The sequence below is a fragment of the Hominibacterium faecale genome, from assembly GCF_020734085.1.
GTDB classification, from domain to species: Bacteria; Bacillota; Clostridia; order Peptostreptococcales; family Anaerovoracaceae; genus Hominibacterium; species Hominibacterium faecale.
The window spans coordinates 101,255-118,605 of record NZ_JAJAGH010000008.1; the positions used below are offsets into that span (position 1 = coordinate 101,255).

Sequence of the window (17,351 nt, forward strand, 5' to 3'; positions counted from 1 at the left end):
TGTTATATACTGTTTGTGAACAAGGGAGGAAACCTATGAAACTGATAATCAATAACTCTTCTCAACAGCCCATCTATGAACAGATTGTGGATCAGATTAAGGCGCATGTCATGAATGGAATGTTTGAGGAAGGCGAAATGCTCCCATCTGTTCGATCCCTCTCAAAAGAACTGAAAATCAGTGCTTTGACGGTAAAGAAAGCCTATGATGCTTTGGAGCATGAAGGGTTTGTAAACACGGTCCACGGCAAAGGAAGTTTTATCGCAGGCACCAGTCCGGAACTTTTGATGGAGGAACACCGAAAAAACGTAGAATCTGATTTGGAAATGGCCATTCTAAAAGGACGAAGATGCGGTATGACGGATCAGGAAATTATTGATCTGTTTAATCTAATTATGGAGGAATAAGCGATGCTTGTAAAACTGGAACATGTGACAAAAGCTTACGGAGATTTTAAGCTTGATTGCTCCCTGAGCCTGAAGGAAGGCCATATTACAGGTCTGGTCGGACAGAATGGGGCGGGAAAAAGCACGACTTTTAAAGCGATTTTAGGGCTGCTGACACCTGACAGCGGCAGTGCATGGGTGTTTGGAAAAGATAGCAGAAAACTGACGGATGAAGATCGGGTGAAGATCGGAACAGTGCTTTCCGACAGCGGATTTGGCGGACATTTGAATATCAGGGAGGCCGCTTCCATTATGGATGCATCTTACGAAAGCTTTAACAAAGAGGGGTTTCTTTATCAATGTCGGGAACACAATCTGCCCGCAAATAAAAAGATAAAAGAGTTTTCTACAGGCATGAAGGCCAAACTCAAGGTGCTTCTGGCGGTTTCCCATGAGGCTGCCCTATTGATTTTGGATGAACCGACGGCCGGGCTGGATGTGGTGGCACGTGAAGAAATTCTCGATATGCTCCGGGGGTATATGGAACAAGAAGGGCGGGGAATTTTGATCAGTTCGCATATTTCCAGCGATTTGGAAGGTTTGTGCGATGATATCTATATGATTCAAGGAGGCAAAATTGTTCTGCATGAGGACACCGACGTGATACTCAGCAATTACGGCCTTCTAAAATTGGAGGATCGCCAGTACGATACTCTGGATAAAGACCATATTTTGTGTGTGAAAAAGGAAGGTTTCGGATACAGCGCACTGACTAATGAGCGACAGTATTATCAAGAGAATTATCCGTCGCTGATTGTGGAGCGATGCGGAATCGATCAAGTGGAAACCATGCTGATAGGGGGGAAAAGAAAATGAAAGCGATGCTGCTAAAAGATTTTTATACGCTGAAAGAGGCAAAAATATTAATTGCGCTGATGCTGTTTGTAGCCGTAATTATGGCTTTTTGGGGAGGCGAGGCCAGTACGTCGTTTATCATCAGCTATATTACAGTGATTGCAGCTGTTTTGGTTTTGAACACCATTGCCTACGATGAGGTGGATAATGGATTCGCGTACTTGTTTACGCTGCCTGCTTCCCGCAGGACCTATGTCAGGGCCAAGTATATCTTTGGATTCGTGACCGGACTGATTGGCTGGGCAATTGCAATTGTCTTGGCGCTGATTGTGGGAGCTGTCAGCGGGCAGTCTGATATTGACAGCTTGTATATCATGTTTGCCGGAGCTTTGATCGTATTCCTTTTGCTGCAAGCTGTCATGATTCCGGTACAGATTAAATTTGGAGGTCAGAAAGGCAAGATTGCCATTTTGGTTTTAATCGCGGCGGTCATTGCCTGCATGCAGGTGCTTATCAACCATGCGGATTTGGGCAAGATCGTGAATTCCCTGGAAGGTATGGGAACCGCGCAGATTGGAGGAATTGTTGCAATTGTGGTGCTGGCTGCCCTGGCGATTTCTTATAAGAGCAGTGTCGGAATCCTGGAACGTAAAGAATTTTAAGAGGCTCGTTCGATGGGGACCGGCTAATCGAACGAATCGAAAAAACGATCAAAGATCGGCTTGGAATCTTCTTATTTTTGATACCAATGCCGATCTTTTTTATTCTGGTTGAAAATTTTTGGAAAAAAGCAAAAGAATCGTCTGAAATTTACGCATTTTTGAACGGTTGCGGCCTCTTGAAATGAACTTTCAGCAGCCAGCCAGGTCATTTCTCAATCTCAGGCCCCGCAAACCCACAACTTTGCGTAAATAATGCAAAGTCTCGCAGAAGTTTTCCGCAATCCGCTGCCCGACTGGTTCGAAGTGCGTTTTCGTGTCCCGGCTACCGCGGCTCGCTATCGCTTGCCGGGCAGAATGTTATACGATGAAAACCACGCGCTCACGGTGTTCGCTGGGTTTTCTGGCATAAATTCTGCCATGCGGCTCGCTATCGCTTGCCGGGCAGAATGTTATACAAAAACATTGCGACTGCCACGCCGGAGATGATGATGTAGCCTAGGATGCTCCAGAGGTCTGGGATTTGTCCAAAGAAGAAGAATCCCAGGCCGGCCGCAAAGACAATCTGCGTGTAATCAAAGACTGAGACCTCCCGTGCGGGAGCGTGGGTATAGGCCGCAGTGATGGTGAACTGGCCGCCCGCTGCGGAAAGTCCGGCAAGCAGAAGAGTAATGACCTGGGCAGCTGACATTGGATGAAAGTCAAAAATTAAAAATGGCAGCGTCACGATACAGGAAAAAGCGGAGAAGAAAAGGACGATAAAGGGACCCCGTTCACCCCGCTGCCCCAGTACCCGGACATAAGTATAGGCGATGCCTGCACAGAATCCGCCGGCCACTCCAATGAGCGACGGAATCAAAGCACCGGCCACGGAAAAGCCTGGCTTGACCACCAGCAGCGCACCACAGAAAGCAATGGCCACAGCGGCAGCTTGGACCGGCTTTATTTTCTCCTTGAGAATGAAATAGGAGCAGACAATGGCAAAGAACGGAGACAGCTTGTTCAAAATTGAAGCATCGGACAAGAGCAAGTGATCGACCGCATAAAAATTGCAAAGTATACCCAGCGTGCCAAAACCCGCTCTGGCGATGAAAACCGGCAGATTTTTTTTGTCAAAAGCAAACCCCTCTTTGGAGCGGATGAGTATGATGAGGGCGAAGAAAAAGGCCACAAAATTTCGGAAAAAGCTCTTTTGAACAGAAGGCAGATCGCCTGACATCCGCACGAACATATTCATCAAGGCAAAGAAAAACGCCGAACAGATAATAAATATAATTGCTTTCTTTTTATCACTCATTGGTGCCATAACGGTATCATCTCCTCTCTAACGGTCCATTCTCTTATCGCTAATCTGCTTTACAATCCATGCTAGGATTACATCCACGATATAATCCTGCTGCGCCTGAGTCAGCTGAACGCCAGCGGGTATGCGGTGCCACTTTTGCAGGCAGCCCCGGCAGCAGGTGGCCGTGGCGTGCTGGGCGATAAAAACAGGATGACCCCGCATGGGCGTCTGTTTGCCGTCATTGGCGATGACTGCCGGCGCCAGCCGTTTGCCCACAAAATCATATGCGTGGCTGCGAATCGTATCCAGCCCTTTTGCTGCGATATAGTTCAAGTCTTTTTCTTTCAGTGAAAAACCGCTTCTGAATTTGGAACGTGATAAGCGGCCAAAGAGGTTGTCCATCTGATTTACATCTATCATAGTTAAAATGCTCCTTTATCAGCAAGGTTTTGTTTTTTCCACCCAATTAGTATACCACCGAAGCCGGGAAATGCAAACTGGAAGACAAAAAACAAAAAGATGGAAGAAAGTTTGAGTGAAAGATCGCCCAGGTCACGTATAATAGGGTGAAAGACGTCTTCAATGTGTGGAGGATAAAATGAAGGATAGAACACTGATCGAAATGATAAAAACGGATCCGGAACGGGGAATCGCCGCAGCAGTGGAAGAATACGGCGGCAATGTAAAAGCCGTATGCCGCAGCGTGCTGCGATACTGCGGACAGGAGGATGTGGAGGAAGCGGTAAGCGATACCTTCGTCAAATTGTGGAAATATGCCGACCGGTTCGATGAAAAGAAAAACGCCAGTCTCAAGACCTATATCACAATGCTGGCCAGAAGCGTTTCGCTGGACCGTCTGCGCAAACAGGCAAGGGAAATCCCCATGGACATGAACGACTACGATGTGGCAGATCTGTCCGTGGATTTGGAATCCGATCTTGCCAAAAAGCACAACGAGCAGCTGGTAAGGCAGGCGGTTTCTGAGATGGAAGAACCGGACCGAAGCGTTTTCGTCCTGCGCCATTTCTACTTTTTATCGATAAAAGAAATCGCAGAAAAACTTTGTCTGGCGCCGAAAAAAGTGGAGAACATTCTCCACCGCAGAAAAGCGGCGCTGAGACGTGTGTTGACAGAGAGGGGAGTTTTACATGACAAAGCTATATGAATTAATGGCAAGCGTTGAAGAAGAACAAGTGTGTGATAAGATCGGGACGGACAAACTGGAGCGGACGGAAGCAGAGGCTATTACCTGCGGCGTATTAAGAAAAATTCAAAGCGAAAAGGAGGGCCGCGCAATGCCTGGCAAAAAAAGATCACGCAGCCGGAGGGTGTGTATTCTGGCAGCGGCTTTGGTGGGGCTTTTGGCCTTCGGAGCGGTCGCCTATGCGACGGAGCTTTTCGGTTTTGGCAAGGTAATTTATCTGGGTGAAGAGACTCAGACGGTTTCTCTGAAAGACAGCAATCAATACAAAGCCATGAAGGAATATCGTGAATATGTGGAAAATCTGCCGCCGGAAGAATTGAAAAAACTGTCCCAGGAACAGGCCGCAGCCACTAAAGGCGCGATGACGGATGAAAGCTATACCCGGCATTCATTTGCCCCGGAAAAAGCAGCGGAATTGTGTAAGAAATACAACCTGAAATACGATGAAAAAGACATCTTCACAAAGACTGCCGCTGAGACATTTGAAAAGTCGGGAACCGGCAACTTCCTGGGAAGTTTCCCAGACAACGGTAAAGGTCAGTATTCCTATACGGAAAACGGTTCTGTCAGTATCATAATGGATGGAAACACCTATTGTGACTTTAGCTGCACGCCTAACGACGTGTTCAGTGGAATCAACGGATTGGCCCTGAGTCTTTCTGACGATGTTAAAAACGTGGAACAATGGGATTATGTAACCAAATCGGGATATACGGTGAAGTGTTCCATGTACCAGGACGGCACCAAGGAAGATGATAATCAGTCGGAAATTTATGAAGTGGTCATTCCGGCAGGAAATTATGTAGTCACCATGTGCATGGCCGACGAGCTGAAAGAAGGGAAAGGAACTTACAGTAAAAAGAAGCTGGAAACCATGATTGAGCAGTTGGATTTGAAGCAGCTAAAATAATGAATTAAGAAAAGCAAGATTACCAGCATGGGACGGAAAAACAGGGCGCTGCATGGAGCAAATTGATTTTCATGCAGCAGCTCTTTTTTTACGCGGCCTCGGCTGTGGAAGCGAGATCCTGCTGGAAAACCAGGACGGAACAGAGGCGCAGACCGCTTTCGCTGGGAAAACAGTAAAATGCCCGGATTTTCTATGGACATCGCATCCAAATCAGGGCATTTCGAATAGGAATCGGCAAAAAAACTGAAAATCGCTTTCAGATGCCTGGAGTCACACCGCTTTGTTCAAAACAACAGGAAATGTATAAAAAAAATTGCTGAAAAGTGTATACAATCATAAAAAAATGCGGTACAATTCTTAATGTTAGACGTGGCTAACACCTGTGAAAAACAGTTGAAATGATCGAATAGTGAGAGGATGTTATGACATTAGACAAAGGCAGTATCGGCAAAATTTATGTAATAGAAGAAACCGCTCTACCGGCCCAGCTGGAAAAGCGGATGGAAGCGCTGGGAATGACAAAGGGGACCCGGGTCCAGTTGATTCATAAAAAGAGGCGGGGAACGATGGTTATGATGCTGCGGGGCACCCGTTTTGCCGTCGGACACGGCGTGACCTCAAGGATTAAGGTCAGGGAGGTGTAAGATATGGAAAATGAAATGACCGTAGGTTTTATTGGAAATCCCAATTGCGGTAAAACCACGCTTTTCAATGCTTTTACCGGAGCTAACCTGAAAGTGGCAAATTGGCCCGGCGTTACTGTGGAAAAGGTCGAAGGGGCCATGCAGTATCACGAGAGTGCTTACAAGCTGGTGGACTTGCCGGGAACATACAGTCTGACCTCTTATACCATGGAAGAGCAGGTTTCCAGACAATACATACTCAGTGATGAAGTGGACGTAATCGTGGATGTGGTGGACGCTTCGGCATTGGAACGCAATCTTTACCTGACTCTGCAGCTTTTAGAGCTGGGAAAGCCGGTGGTGATGGCCCTCAATATGATGGACATTGTGGCTAAACGGGGTATGGAAATTGACCTTCACAGGCTGCCGGAAATGCTGGGAATCCCGGTTATTCCAGTATCCGCGCAGAAGCGCAAAGGGCTGAATATCTTGCTCCACGCAATCGCCCATCATAAAGAGGAAAAGCGGGCCGACAGGCTGATCCATCACCATGACTGCGGCATGAGCAAGGAAGAAAAGCACGAAAAGTATGCGATGGTTTACAATGACGATCTCGAGGAAAAGATCGACTTGCTCTGCCAGCGGCTTTCCCAGCGGTATCCCCGGCTGGAAAACTATCGATGGTATGCGATCAAGCTGCTGGAAAGCGATAAGGAAATTTGTGAAAAGTATCCCGTTGACCTGCCTCAGGTGCTGGATCGAAGCTATGAAAGCGATATTATCAACGAAAAATATGATTTTATAGAAGAGATTATATCAGAAGTGCTGGTGAACAAAGACCGGAAAGCAGCTATCACCGATAAGGCGGACAATATTCTGCTCAATAATTGGCTGGAAATTCCCGTGTTTTTGGGGATCATGGCACTGGTGTTTTTCCTGACTTTTACCATCGGCGATTGGATGAAAGGGTACCTGGAGACCTTTATCGGCTGGGGTTCGGATGGGGCAGCTGCGGGGCTTGCGGCAGCAGGCGCCGGAAAGGGACTGACTTCATTGGTGATCGATGGGATTATTGCTGGGGTAGGCGGTATCGTCTCATTTTTGCCCAATATTGCCATTCTATTTTTGGCTCTGGCATTTCTTGAAGACAGCGGGTATATGTCAAGAGTGGCCTATGTGATGAACGGCATGATGGGGCGGCTGGGACTTTCGGGCAGAGCCTTCATCCCCATGATTCTGGGATTCGGCTGTACCGTTCCGGCGCTGATGGCTTCCCGCGTACTGGAAAGCCAAAAAGATCGGTACCGGATCATGCTTATTACGCCCTTTATGTCGTGCAGTGCCAGACTGCCCATCTATATTCTTTTTTCAGGCATGTTTTTCGAAAACCATGCGATGCTGGTGGCGTACTCCATGTATTTGATCGGAATTGTGGTGGCAATTCTGGTAGCCCTTGTCCTGCACCGGTTTGACCGGGAAGAACGGGAAGACCTGCTGCTGATCGAGCTTCCGGAATACAAAATGCCAAGTATCCGAACTGTGTCCATCTATGTTTGGGAAAAGGTCAAAAGCTATTTGACCAAAGCAGGTACCGTGATTTTTATCGCATCGATCATCATGTGGTTCCTGCTCAATCTGGGCCCTTCCGGATATGCTGCGGATATGACCGATAGCTTCGGCGCAAAGATCGGCGCCGTGCTGGTTCCGGTTCTGGCGCCAGTGGGATTGGGTTTCTGGCAGGTCGGCGTGGCGCTGATCGCCGGAATTTCGGCAAAGGAAGTTGTCGTGTCCAGCTTCATCGTACTCTTTGGACTGGAAAATCTGGGAGGCGGCGGAATGTCACAGCTGGGCCAGGAACTTTCAGACATGGGATTTGGGCCGCTGAATGCCTTTTGCATGATGCTGTTCTGTCTGCTGTATACGCCCTGCGCGGCAACGCTGGCAACGGTGAAAAAGGAAACCGGCAGCACAGGGAAAATGGTGCAGACAGCAATTTTCCAAATTGTGGTTGCTTGGGCAGTGACCTTTGGTGTTTATCAGATCGCGTCGCTGTTTCTTTTTTAGATAAAACCCTTCGATTATGGTAAACCAAAAAGCGCAGGCTATCGGCTGATAGCAGCGCTTTTTCTGTGGCAAGCAATTTTTTCTTGACAGGAGAACAGGTATTAGCTAAACTATAAGCGAACAAACGTTAGCTAAAAAGGAGGAGGTCATGGGGCGCAGTACTGGTAACACAAAAGAAAAGATTCTGTCTGAAGCGTTGAAGCTTTTCGCAGATCGGGGCTACGACGGTGTCACGGTTCGGGATATCGCCGATCGTCTGGGAATCAGGCAGAGTTCCTTGTATAAGCATTATCAAAGCAAGCAGGATATTTTTCAGAGCATTATAAATCGAATGGACCAGGAATATGAAAGGCGGATGGAGGCGATGGGACTTCCTGACGGGGAGTTTTCTCAGATGGCGGATCTTTACGGCCAGGCGTCCATATCCGATATGCAGACTTACGGCAAGGAGATTCTCCGCTATTGGACGGAGGACCCCTATGCTTCCGCCTTTCGCAGAATGATGATGCTGGAGCAATACCGAAACAGCGATCTTTCCCAGATGTACCGGCAATATCTGGCGGACGGTGTGATTCAGTATATGGCCAATCTGTTTTCTGAGATGATGGACAAGGGGTATTTCAAAAAGGGAGATCCGGAGCAGATGGCCATTCAGTTTTACGCACCGATCTTCTTAATGATGACCGTTTGCGACGGAAACGGCCAGAAGGAGCGAGCAAAAAAGCTTGTGGAAGATCATATTAAACAGTTCGGAGAACGTTATTCGGCATAGGAAAGGGGTATATTATGGATCTCAATCAATATATGGAACAGGGGATACATGCAATCGCCCACACAGCGGCGAAATTCTATTTGACCGATAAACAAGGAAGACGGTTTTTAGCAGGGTTCATACCTGCGCTGAAAAAAAGCGCGGATATCCGGAAAAGCAAGGAAGCATCCGGCCTCCATGTACCGCCTTTTCTGATCGCCAGCATTACATCATCCTGCAACCTTCATTGCAGCGGATGTTATGCCAGGGCAGACGGCATGTGCTGCGACAGCGGGGAACCGGAAGACGATCTGACTGATTCGGAGTGGGAAAAAGTCTTTTCTCAAGCGTCCCAGCTGGGTGTTTCTTTTGTTTTACTGGCAGGAGGCGAGCCGCTTTTGAGGCGGGATGTGTTAGAAGCAGCCGCAGCTTACAAGAACATGACCTTTCCGGTGTTTACCAATGGGCTCTTGCTGCAGGACAGCTATCTGGACCTTTTTGATGATAATCGCAATCTGATCCCAGTGATCAGCGTGGAGGGAAGGAAAGAGCGGACCGATCTGCGCCGTGGGGCCGGTGTGGCAGAGAAGATTGAGCACCTGATGGAAGCTCTGAAAGAACGGGGGATTCTGTTCGCCGTTTCCATCACCGTGACCAGCGAGAATGTCCATGAGATCGCAGGGGAACAGCATCTTGACGAACTGAGAAAAAAAGGATGCGGTGTGGTGTTTTACATAGAATATGTTCCAGCAGAGACAGGAACGGAAGAGCTGGTGCTTTCTTCTGAGCAATTAGCCTGGCTGACGGAAGAGACCTTGCGCCTGAAAAAAAGATATAAGGATATGGCCATTCTATCTTTTCCCGGTGATGAACAATTTATGGGCGGCTGTCTGGCTGCAGGGAGGGGCTTTTTTCATATCAGTCCCAAAGGCAGTGCTGAGCCGTGTCCCTTTTCGCCTTTTTCCAGGTTGAATGTAAAACGGGAAGGCTTGGAGAAAATCTTGACCTCATCCTTTTTCCGACAGGTGCGAGAGATTGAAGAACGTGCGCAGGATCATCACGGAGGCTGCACGCTGTTTCTCCACCAGCAGGAAGTGAAAAGCCTGCTATAGATTAGAAATTCAACGGTGTTAACACCGGCGCAGACAGAGGCAGCCGGATGGGGTGGATATCCGGCTGCGAATCATTTAAATACCCTTTTTGGCCGTCAGGTGTTCAATGGTGATTTCCACTGCGCAGACTTCATTCCAGGATGCCTTTATGTAATCCCGGCCGCTTGCCATGTAGTCAGCGGAATATTTCTTTAGAATTCGTTCCAACGCCTGTTGCTTCTCCTCATCATTGTCTAAGATTCGAGCGCGGCCAAAGGCAATGGCACTAAGGAATAAGGTGTTGAAATCGGCGGCAAGGATCTCATCCTTTTCCACTACACAAAATGAAACCTTGCTGTTTCTTGCGATCGAATCCAGCTTATGTCCTCCCTCGGCTGCACCGTGAAAGTAGATTTTACCGTCTTCATAGGCATAGCTTACCGGAACTGCGTAGGGATAGCCGTCATCCCCATCCAAGGCAAGAACTCCATGGGTGTTATTTTCCAAGATTTTTACTGCATGCTCTTGCGGCAGCTGGTTTTCTTCCTTTAATCGCATTTGACGAAACATAATCGTTACCTCCCTTTTCTATCTTTTTCAGTGTATGGCGGATATGAGACTATTATAACATGTTTGTCCGAAAAAAGTTGTCAGGTTCCCTTGCCTCGAGTTTACTTTTGATGCGGAAGGGGAGATACTATAAGTGAGTTCAAGTTTTCTTTAGATTTCAAGAAGCAATGGATGTTCACAGCAAAGATGATATTCAGGAACTCGTAGACGAGATGCGATACGGAAAGGAAAGATAAGATCCCTGCGTACCATTATATTCAGAAATATAAAACTTGTGGATAACTCTATCTGTCCAGCTCCTATAATCCGAATAATTTCAACGTTTGTAAAAAAATGTTTATCCACAAAAGGGGTCGAATAAAATTGTATACGATTTTAAAAATCTTGTGGAAAAGTACGGCAAGGCCGATGAAAAGGCCGATCTCAGATGTTGAAAAGTGTCGAAGGAATATGGATCAAAATCACCACGGAGAAAGTATCTTCCGTATGAGAAACATCCATTGTTCCGCCAAGTCTGTTCACCACATCTTTCACATTTTCCAGGCCAAACCCGCGAAACTTGGAATCGCCTTTGGTAGATACGAATCTGTTATCCAGCTGACGAACAGGATTTTCCTTCGCATTGATGATTTCATAACTGAAATACTCCTTATCATAGCGGGCTTTTACAGAGATGCTCCGCTCCTTAGGATCGCGGAGCGCGCAGGAGGCTTCGATGGCGTTGTCCAGGGTGTTGGCAAAGATGGAGCAAAGGTCAATGGGATCCAGTTCCGGCATCCGGTCCAGATCGATCTTAAAAAAACAATCGATCTGATTTTGCACAGCCAGATCGTATTTGGCGTTGAACACAGCATTCATCACGCTGTTCTTGCAAAAAGTCCGGGTTTTGGCGGGGAGCTTTTGAGAAAGATCACTTACATAGGTTAAAGCCTGCTCCCACTTTTTCTTTTCCAACAGCGAGCGGATGACGCTGAAATGATTGTTCATATCATGGCGCAGCTTTCTCGTTTCCCTCTGATTTTGCTCCAGCTCCTGATAGTAAGCCTGCTGATAGCGCAGATTGCTGATTTCCATCTGCGCCCGCATGGAAGCGGAAATATAGGATATGAGGTAAATACAGCCCAGCTCGGTGAGAAGGCACGCCGCGCAGGCCGGGTAAGAGGGCCAGAGAGACGGCCCGTCGGGAATCAGGTTTAAAACAGAAATAACGCCCACCAGAGAGCCAAGAGACACCGCATCCACAATGAGCCACATGCGAACAGTGAGGATTTGGAAAGCCTGACGGAGCCGTTTGCGGAAAAAAAGATAGATGGCGGCCCAAATGGGGACACGAATCGCCTGAACCAGCACCAAAGTGGCGGATTCGTACACCTGGCTGGTATTTCCCAAGGCAAGAAAAAACATTCGCCCCATTTCGTGGGTCATATAGTTGATGGCAATGATGATCGAAGAAAGGATCAGGACCGCGGAAACGGTTTCGATCAGCTTGCCCTTAAAGGTGATAAGGAGCGTCGCAAAAAGCATTCCAAACAGGGCGATCAGGTTAAAGGGATCGTTGGGAAAAATCACCATGAGGGATGTCTGCCAGCAGCCGATGATGGCCAGCACCTTCCAGATCAAGTGATCCCTCACCGGGATAAAGGATGCAAGCAGCAGATAAAGGAATATACCGTAAGTTATGGATATGGGTTTTACAATAAAATCGAAAAAGGCAATCAAATATCACACCTACCTTAAAATATATTTCGCGAAGGATACTTCCAGCTCCTGCTTACAGGAGCGACTGACCGGCAGCTTTTCGTCTTTACAGAGAACCGAGTTCCCGTCGATGGCCGAGACAAAGCTGAGATTTACCAGATACCGGTTGTGAATGCGGATAAAAAATTCCGGCAGCTCCAGTTCCAGCTCCCCCAGCTTTCCGTAAAAGCTTACCGGCCCGGCCCCGGTTACAGCCGTAATGGTGCGCCGCTCACTGAAAAAATAGCGGGTATCGTTGAGCAGCAGCCGTGCAGCGCCGGATTTGTGCCGGATGGTGTAATACTGGTCAGCACTGATCCGCAGTTCCTCCATGGCCTGATAAAGTACGGACAGCACTTTCTCTTCCTTATATGGTTTTAAAATGTAGTTGAGTGCCCGAACCTCATAGCCTTGAAACACATAGTCCGGGTAAGCGGTGATAAAGATGATGACCGCCCGGCAGCCGGCCTTTCTCAGTTCCATGGCCGCCGTCATCCCATCCATCTGTCCCATTTCAATATCGAGAAAAAGAATATCCGGATCCTGCTCCCCGGCCAGCGCCAGAAGATGTTCGCCGCAGGAATATGGAAAGATTTTATAAGAAACGCCCTGAAGCTCCAGGCTGCGCGATAAGATCTTCGACAGATCCTGGCGCAGCTCTTTTTCGTCATCACATATGGCAATTTTTAACATGATTTTGTCCTTCCTTTTTACTGTTTGACGATCATTATCATAGCACAATTCCGCCTTCCTGTGCAAAACTTTACAAAATCCAGGTCAAAGTTGACAGCCGCCCATATCGCTTCCCAAGGGGCAGATAGCTTAAAATAGAGCTATCACAACAATCAGGAGGAACGATATGTTAAAGGTGGAACACTTGTATAAAAGTTATCAAACGGGCGATGCGACCTACCAAGTCTTGAAGGACGTGTCCTTTCAGATACAGAAAGGAGAATTTGTTGCGGTCATGGGTCCTTCCGGAAGCGGTAAGACGACTTTGCTCAACTGCATTTCCTGCTTCATCCCGTATGAAAAAGGGGAGGTCCTTTTAGACGGCGTGGATTTGGCGTCTTTGGACGAGCGGAGACTAGCCCGGGTACGCAATGAACAGCTGGGATTTGTTTTCCAGGACTTCATGCTGCTGGACGGATTGACCGTTTTTGAAAATATCTGCGTACCCAAGGTGATCAAAGACGAGCCTTACAAATCCATGGAAAAAAAGGCCAGAAAGCTGCTTTCTCTTTTCGACATTCAAGATATCGCCAATAAGTTTCCGGCGGAGATTTCCGGCGGCCAGAAACAGCGGACAGCCGTAGCGCGGGCCTTGATGAACAATCCGCTGCTCATCCTGGCCGATGAGCCGACGGGCAACCTGGACAGCCGTTCCAGTGAAGCCGTGATCGGTTCCTTTCTCGCGGCGCAGCAGCATCTTGGCGCCACCACCTTCATGGTGACCCACGACAGCTTTTCCGCCAGCTATTGCAACCGGGTGATCGTCATGAAGGATGGACGGATTTATCAGGAGCTGGTTCGCAGGGGGAGCAGAAGAGCGTTTCTGGAGGAGCTGCTGGGCGTATTGAAAGTTTTGAATGGTGGTGAAGGCAATGACGTTGAATAATCTGTTTTCCAAGCTGCGAAAGAGAAACAGGGGAAATTACACACAGTTTGTTTTCTGCGTTACCTTTGCCGTGATGCTGATCGGGTCTTTCTCCACGGTCATATTCAGCCCGCTGATCCAAAGCGTTCTGCCGGAAGGCGGCGACTCCCGAAAGCAGGTTTACATGATCTTTGCCGTGGCCGCGGTGGGCTGCCTGCTGTTTTCCATTTATGCGGCAGGACTGTTCCTCCGGTACAAGAGCCGGGAAACCGGCGTGTTTATCGCTCTGGGGGCGGAGAAGGGAAAGCTGTCCCGGGCGCTGCTTTTGGAAGTAGCCCTTTTGACCGGGCTCTGTACTCTGGCCGGGCTGATTTTAGGGAACGCGCTGGCCGTTCTCATCGGGCAAATCTTTAAGGGGCTGGCCGTATCCGATGTGGAAAAAGGCACCTTGTCGTTGACTGGCGTCGGAACCAGCCTGCTGTTTGCCGTTGTCGTGCTGCTTTGTCTGATGTTCATGGCTTTTCGCTTTATGAAACGCAGCAATTTAATGGATATTATGAATCAGCAGAGGAAAAGCGAACCTCTGAAAAAGATGGTGACCGGTCGTTATGCTGCAATCGGCGGCGCGCTGTTGATCATCGGAATTGCCTGCGGATTGCTGCTTCCGGTCATCGCGGCCAAGCTGATGGAAAAAAACCTGGGACTGATCCCTTACCTGTTTTACATTCTGGCGCTGATCGGGTTGTACATGCTGATGGTTTATTCGGTGGCCGTCCACAAAAAGGGAAGAAATCCAAAAAAATATTATAAACATATGATTTCCTATGGAATGATGAAATTCCAAGGGGCTTCCGTGGTACGGAACATGCTGGTCATCGCCCTTTTGATCATTGCCACTCTCTTTGCCTGTTTTTACGGGCCTACCCAGTATTTGAACGGGAAAATGCTTCACCAAAATAACCCGGTGGACTTTGCTTTGGCTTACCCTAAAAACGTCGATGAAGTAAAGAAAGAGGACATCCAAGAGCTGGCCGGAAAACATCATGCGGAAATCCAAAATTACCGGGAGGGTGAGCTGATCAGGCTGCTGGCCAGCGGAGTTGAACGGGAATCCTATGACAGCTCCGGCAATTTGATCGAAATTTATAAAAAGCAGTTCTGCTACCAGGAGTTTATCAGCGCCAAAGCCTATAACCGTCTCACAGGCAGCGAAATAACCGTGGACCGGGGAACCTACAAGCAGATCAAAAGGCCCAATGCCGAGGAAACCATCTGGAATCGTTTTGGCGACCTGGATCATGTAAAGAATACGGTGACAGGCCTTACTATGAACTTGAAAGACGGCGGCACGGCGGATTATCAGGGATTGGTGCAGAATGATGGATTTACGGTCAATGGAAGGTTTGTTTTAAATGACAATGATTTTTCCAAATTGAAACGAGGCTTGTCCGATGAACTGATAACCAGACAAATTCTCTTTGATGCGGGCGAGCTGGAGGATTCTTACGAATTTGCCAAGGCTCTTTTCAAGGAGTATTGTCTGAGGGCTTCCGACGAAATGAAGGTGCTCAGCAGTTACGATGAATTTCAGAAGCAGGAGGCGCTGGCAGCCGGGAAAACCTATGGCTATGATAGTCAAGTCCAACTGCGTCCGGAACATTCTGAGGTGGATCTGGGATGGAAATATGCCCCCAATTTTAAAATCCTCAACCTGAAAAATATCTTTTCCAGTTTTATCCTCTATTATTTACTGTTCATTTATGTGGCGGTCATTTGTATGGCGGCAGTGGGGATTATCGCTTATACCAGAAGCATGAATGTGGGGATTGCCAATAAGCAGGTTTTCGACGATCTGCGCAAACTGGGAGCCGATCACGGTTATATCCGAAAACTGGTGGTTTCCCAGCTGAAAAAGCTCTTTGTGCTGCCGACCATTGTCGGGAGTGGCCTCATGTTTGGCTACTATGTGCTGCTGCTCTGGCAGAATGATTCGCGGTTCCTCCCCGATGAATGGGCTGCTCTGGGAGTCGATCTGGTCACCTGCGCGGTGATGGGGCTTTATCAGTTTATCATGTACCGTTTTTCGCTGAAACGGGTGATGAAAATTATTTTGTAACGTGTGTGTTGAATTGTGGGCGGGCAGTTTCTAAAGATAGTGAAGCTGTCCGCTTGCTAGTGTAGTGTCCGGTTGGTGTTTGGACACTACACTAGCAAGCGGGAATGTGATGAAAAAATGGATTGTATTGATGGCCTTTATACTGGTGATATTGGCGGGATGTTCCCAGCAAAAGGATCGGCCCAATGCGGATGTGGAGGATTATGCCCAGGAATACCCGGTATCAGCGTATGGAACGGAGGAAAACCTGAATACACTGACGGATGTGAAGCTTGCTGCGGATCGGAAAGGGTATCCTTCTTCCGATTTGGGCCGGATAACGCTGATTATGGAAAATTACTCGCAAAAGGAGTATCGTTATGCCGAATACTTTGAATTGGAGGTGGAAGAAGATGGGATATGGTATCAGCTGACCCAGCTTGCCGATACGCCGGAACCGTCAAAGGATTTGTACCTCGCCCCGGGGCAGGAGAAGCGGCTGGAACAAGACATCAGCGCATACTATGGAAACGATCTGCCGCCGGGCCGTTACCGGTTGATCAAGAGCTTTTACTGGTTCGTCCATGAGCGGGATTGGGATTATAAACAGTACAATTTGTCCTGTGAATTTGAGCTTCAATAAATGTAAGATTTGATAGAAAGCCTCAAGGTATGGTAAACTAGTGCAGATAACCAGTGCAGCGATTCGATTTGAGGTGATAACATGGATTACATGAAGGCGGAAAAAAAGCATATGGAAGCGGTTTACCAGCTTGTGCAGGAGACGATTAAAACCATTTATCCCAAATACTATCCAAAAGAAGTGGTGTCTTTCTTTTGCAGCCTGCATGATCGGAAGGCAATCTGCGGGGACATAGAAAAGGGCCGTACTGGCATCCTTCTTTCTGATGACCAGCAGCTATTGGGGACCGGAAGCCGCCAGGGTAATCATATTACAAGAGTTTATGTCGCCCCAGCCTATCAAGGCCGGGGATATGGGAGCCATATTATGGAATGCCTGGAGAAAGAAATCGGCAAACAATATGGAGTGGTTCGGCTGGATGCCTCTCTTCCGGCCTGCTGCATGTATGAACACAGGGGATATCAGACCATTGAACATAAAATTCAGACCGTTGGAAACAGCGCTGTGCTGGTCTACGAAATCATGGAAAAAAAGCTGAGCAAGCAGCCTGGCTCCCAAAAAGAAACCTGGGGACCAAAAGCTGCGAAGCAGGAATTGATCGGGAATTTGGGGCGTTTACATACCACCGAGCTGGGAGCAACGCGAATCAGAAGCAATCTTTCTCTTGCAGCAGAGGAAGATGTGGTCGGCTGGTGCAAAGACAAGATTACTGCCCCAGGGACTGCAGTTTCCAGAAAGGGAAAGAACTGGTATGCTCAGACGGAAGGCTGCATTATTACCGTAAATGCCCGAAGTTGTACGATTATCACAGCTCATCGGCGGAGATAGAGGCCGCAGCCAGGGAAACCTTTTCGATCGCGAAAGATCTTCTATAGCTTTCG

Annotated in this window: 19 protein-coding genes; 14 read left to right on the forward strand and 5 right to left on the reverse strand. The window is 48.0% G+C overall.

Annotated features, from left to right (window positions below; all coding sequences use genetic code 11):
- The first annotated feature begins 35 nt into the window (after positions 1–35).
- The 3 genes from LG211_RS11815 to LG211_RS11825 are packed head-to-tail and all read left to right on the forward strand — an operon-like array spanning position 36 to position 1,903.
- Positions 36–407 (forward strand): GntR family transcriptional regulator, encoded by a 372-nt coding sequence (locus tag LG211_RS11815; RefSeq protein ID WP_148395910.1) that lies wholly within the window; start codon positions 36–38, stop codon positions 405–407.
- 3 nt (positions 408–410) lie between these two features.
- Positions 411–1,262, forward strand: a complete 852-nt coding sequence (locus LG211_RS11820) for an ABC transporter ATP-binding protein (protein ID WP_148395909.1) — start codon at positions 411–413, stop codon at positions 1,260–1,262.
- Positions 1,259–1,903 carry an ABC-2 transporter permease gene (locus LG211_RS11825; protein WP_227755358.1) on the forward strand — a complete coding sequence of 215 codons (645 nt, stop codon included), beginning with the start codon at positions 1,259–1,261 and terminating at the stop codon, positions 1,901–1,903. The genes LG211_RS11820 and LG211_RS11825 overlap by 4 nt, the downstream gene beginning before the upstream one ends.
- Before the next feature lie 427 nt (positions 1,904–2,330).
- Here LG211_RS11825 and LG211_RS11830 read toward each other — a convergent pair whose 3' ends face one another.
- Positions 2,331–3,206, reverse strand: a complete 876-nt coding sequence (locus tag LG211_RS11830) for a DMT family transporter (protein ID WP_465250801.1) — start codon at positions 3,204–3,206, stop codon at positions 2,331–2,333.
- 18 nt (positions 3,207–3,224) lie between these two features.
- Positions 3,225–3,605, reverse strand: a complete 381-nt coding sequence (locus LG211_RS11835; RefSeq protein WP_227755357.1) for a DUF4186 domain-containing protein — start codon at positions 3,603–3,605, stop codon at positions 3,225–3,227.
- 178 nt (positions 3,606–3,783) lie between these two features.
- Here LG211_RS11835 and LG211_RS11840 point away from each other — a divergent pair, with 178 nt between their 5' ends.
- The 7 genes from LG211_RS11840 to LG211_RS11870 all read left to right on the forward strand — a co-directional run bounded on the left by LG211_RS11840 (position 3,784) and on the right by LG211_RS11870 (position 9,849).
- Positions 3,784–4,350, forward strand: coding sequence for an RNA polymerase sigma factor (locus LG211_RS11840; RefSeq protein ID WP_227755356.1), 567 nt, complete (start codon positions 3,784–3,786; stop codon positions 4,348–4,350).
- Positions 4,334–5,299 carry a hypothetical protein gene (locus LG211_RS11845; protein ID WP_269477588.1) on the forward strand — a complete coding sequence of 322 codons (966 nt, stop codon included), beginning with the start codon at positions 4,334–4,336 and terminating at the stop codon, positions 5,297–5,299. Before LG211_RS11840 ends, LG211_RS11845 begins: the two co-directional genes overlap by 17 nt.
- A gap of 52 nt (positions 5,300–5,351) precedes the next feature.
- A complete protein-coding gene (locus LG211_RS11850) occupies positions 5,352–5,546 on the forward strand; it encodes a hypothetical protein (protein WP_148395904.1) in 195 nt (64 codons plus the stop codon).
- Positions 5,547–5,721: 175 nt separating this feature from the next.
- A complete protein-coding gene (locus LG211_RS11855; RefSeq protein ID WP_269477589.1) occupies positions 5,722–5,943 on the forward strand; it encodes a FeoA family protein in 222 nt (73 codons plus the stop codon).
- Positions 5,944–5,946: 3 nt separating this feature from the next.
- Positions 5,947–7,986, forward strand: a complete 2,040-nt coding sequence (gene feoB, locus LG211_RS11860) for a ferrous iron transport protein B (RefSeq protein ID WP_269477590.1) — start codon at positions 5,947–5,949, stop codon at positions 7,984–7,986.
- 148 nt (positions 7,987–8,134) lie between these two features.
- On the forward strand, positions 8,135–8,758 hold the full coding sequence (locus LG211_RS11865; RefSeq protein WP_148395901.1) for a TetR/AcrR family transcriptional regulator: 624 nt from the start codon (positions 8,135–8,137) through the stop codon (positions 8,756–8,758).
- A gap of 14 nt (positions 8,759–8,772) precedes the next feature.
- A complete protein-coding gene (locus LG211_RS11870) occupies positions 8,773–9,849 on the forward strand; it encodes a radical SAM/SPASM domain-containing protein (RefSeq protein ID WP_148395900.1) in 1,077 nt (358 codons plus the stop codon).
- 75 nt (positions 9,850–9,924) lie between these two features.
- Here LG211_RS11870 and LG211_RS11875 read toward each other — a convergent pair whose 3' ends face one another.
- The 3 genes from LG211_RS11875 to LG211_RS11885 all read right to left on the reverse strand — a co-directional run bounded on the left by LG211_RS11875 (position 9,925) and on the right by LG211_RS11885 (position 12,828).
- Positions 9,925–10,398, reverse strand: coding sequence for a pyridoxamine 5'-phosphate oxidase family protein (locus LG211_RS11875; RefSeq protein WP_148395899.1), 474 nt, complete (start codon positions 10,396–10,398; stop codon positions 9,925–9,927).
- Positions 10,399–10,821: 423 nt separating this feature from the next.
- On the reverse strand, positions 10,822–12,117 hold the full coding sequence (locus tag LG211_RS11880; protein ID WP_253019820.1) for a sensor histidine kinase: 1,296 nt from the start codon (positions 12,115–12,117) through the stop codon (positions 10,822–10,824).
- A 9-nt stretch (positions 12,118–12,126) separates the two neighbouring features.
- Positions 12,127–12,828, reverse strand: a complete 702-nt coding sequence (locus tag LG211_RS11885; RefSeq protein ID WP_148395897.1) for a LytR/AlgR family response regulator transcription factor — start codon at positions 12,826–12,828, stop codon at positions 12,127–12,129.
- 166 nt (positions 12,829–12,994) lie between these two features.
- Between LG211_RS11885 and LG211_RS11890 the strand changes: the two genes are divergently transcribed.
- The 4 genes from LG211_RS11890 (at position 12,995) to LG211_RS20155 (ending at position 17,298) form a co-directional block, all read left to right on the forward strand.
- Positions 12,995–13,753, forward strand: a complete 759-nt coding sequence (locus LG211_RS11890) for an ABC transporter ATP-binding protein (RefSeq protein WP_148395896.1) — start codon at positions 12,995–12,997, stop codon at positions 13,751–13,753.
- Positions 13,740–15,848, forward strand: coding sequence for an FtsX-like permease family protein (locus LG211_RS11895; RefSeq protein WP_269477591.1), 2,109 nt, complete (start codon positions 13,740–13,742; stop codon positions 15,846–15,848). Before LG211_RS11890 ends, LG211_RS11895 begins: the two co-directional genes overlap by 14 nt.
- Positions 15,849–15,957: 109 nt before the next feature.
- Entirely contained in the window at positions 15,958–16,470 is a 513-nt protein-coding gene (locus tag LG211_RS11900) for an immunoglobulin-like domain-containing protein (RefSeq protein ID WP_253019819.1), read from the forward strand.
- Positions 16,471–16,551: 81 nt separating this feature from the next.
- The gene (locus tag LG211_RS20155; RefSeq protein ID WP_415270811.1) at positions 16,552–17,298 is read left to right on the forward strand and encodes a GNAT family N-acetyltransferase; all 747 of its coding nucleotides are present in this window, start codon (positions 16,552–16,554) and stop codon (positions 17,296–17,298) included.
- Positions 17,299–17,351 lie beyond the last annotated feature (53 nt).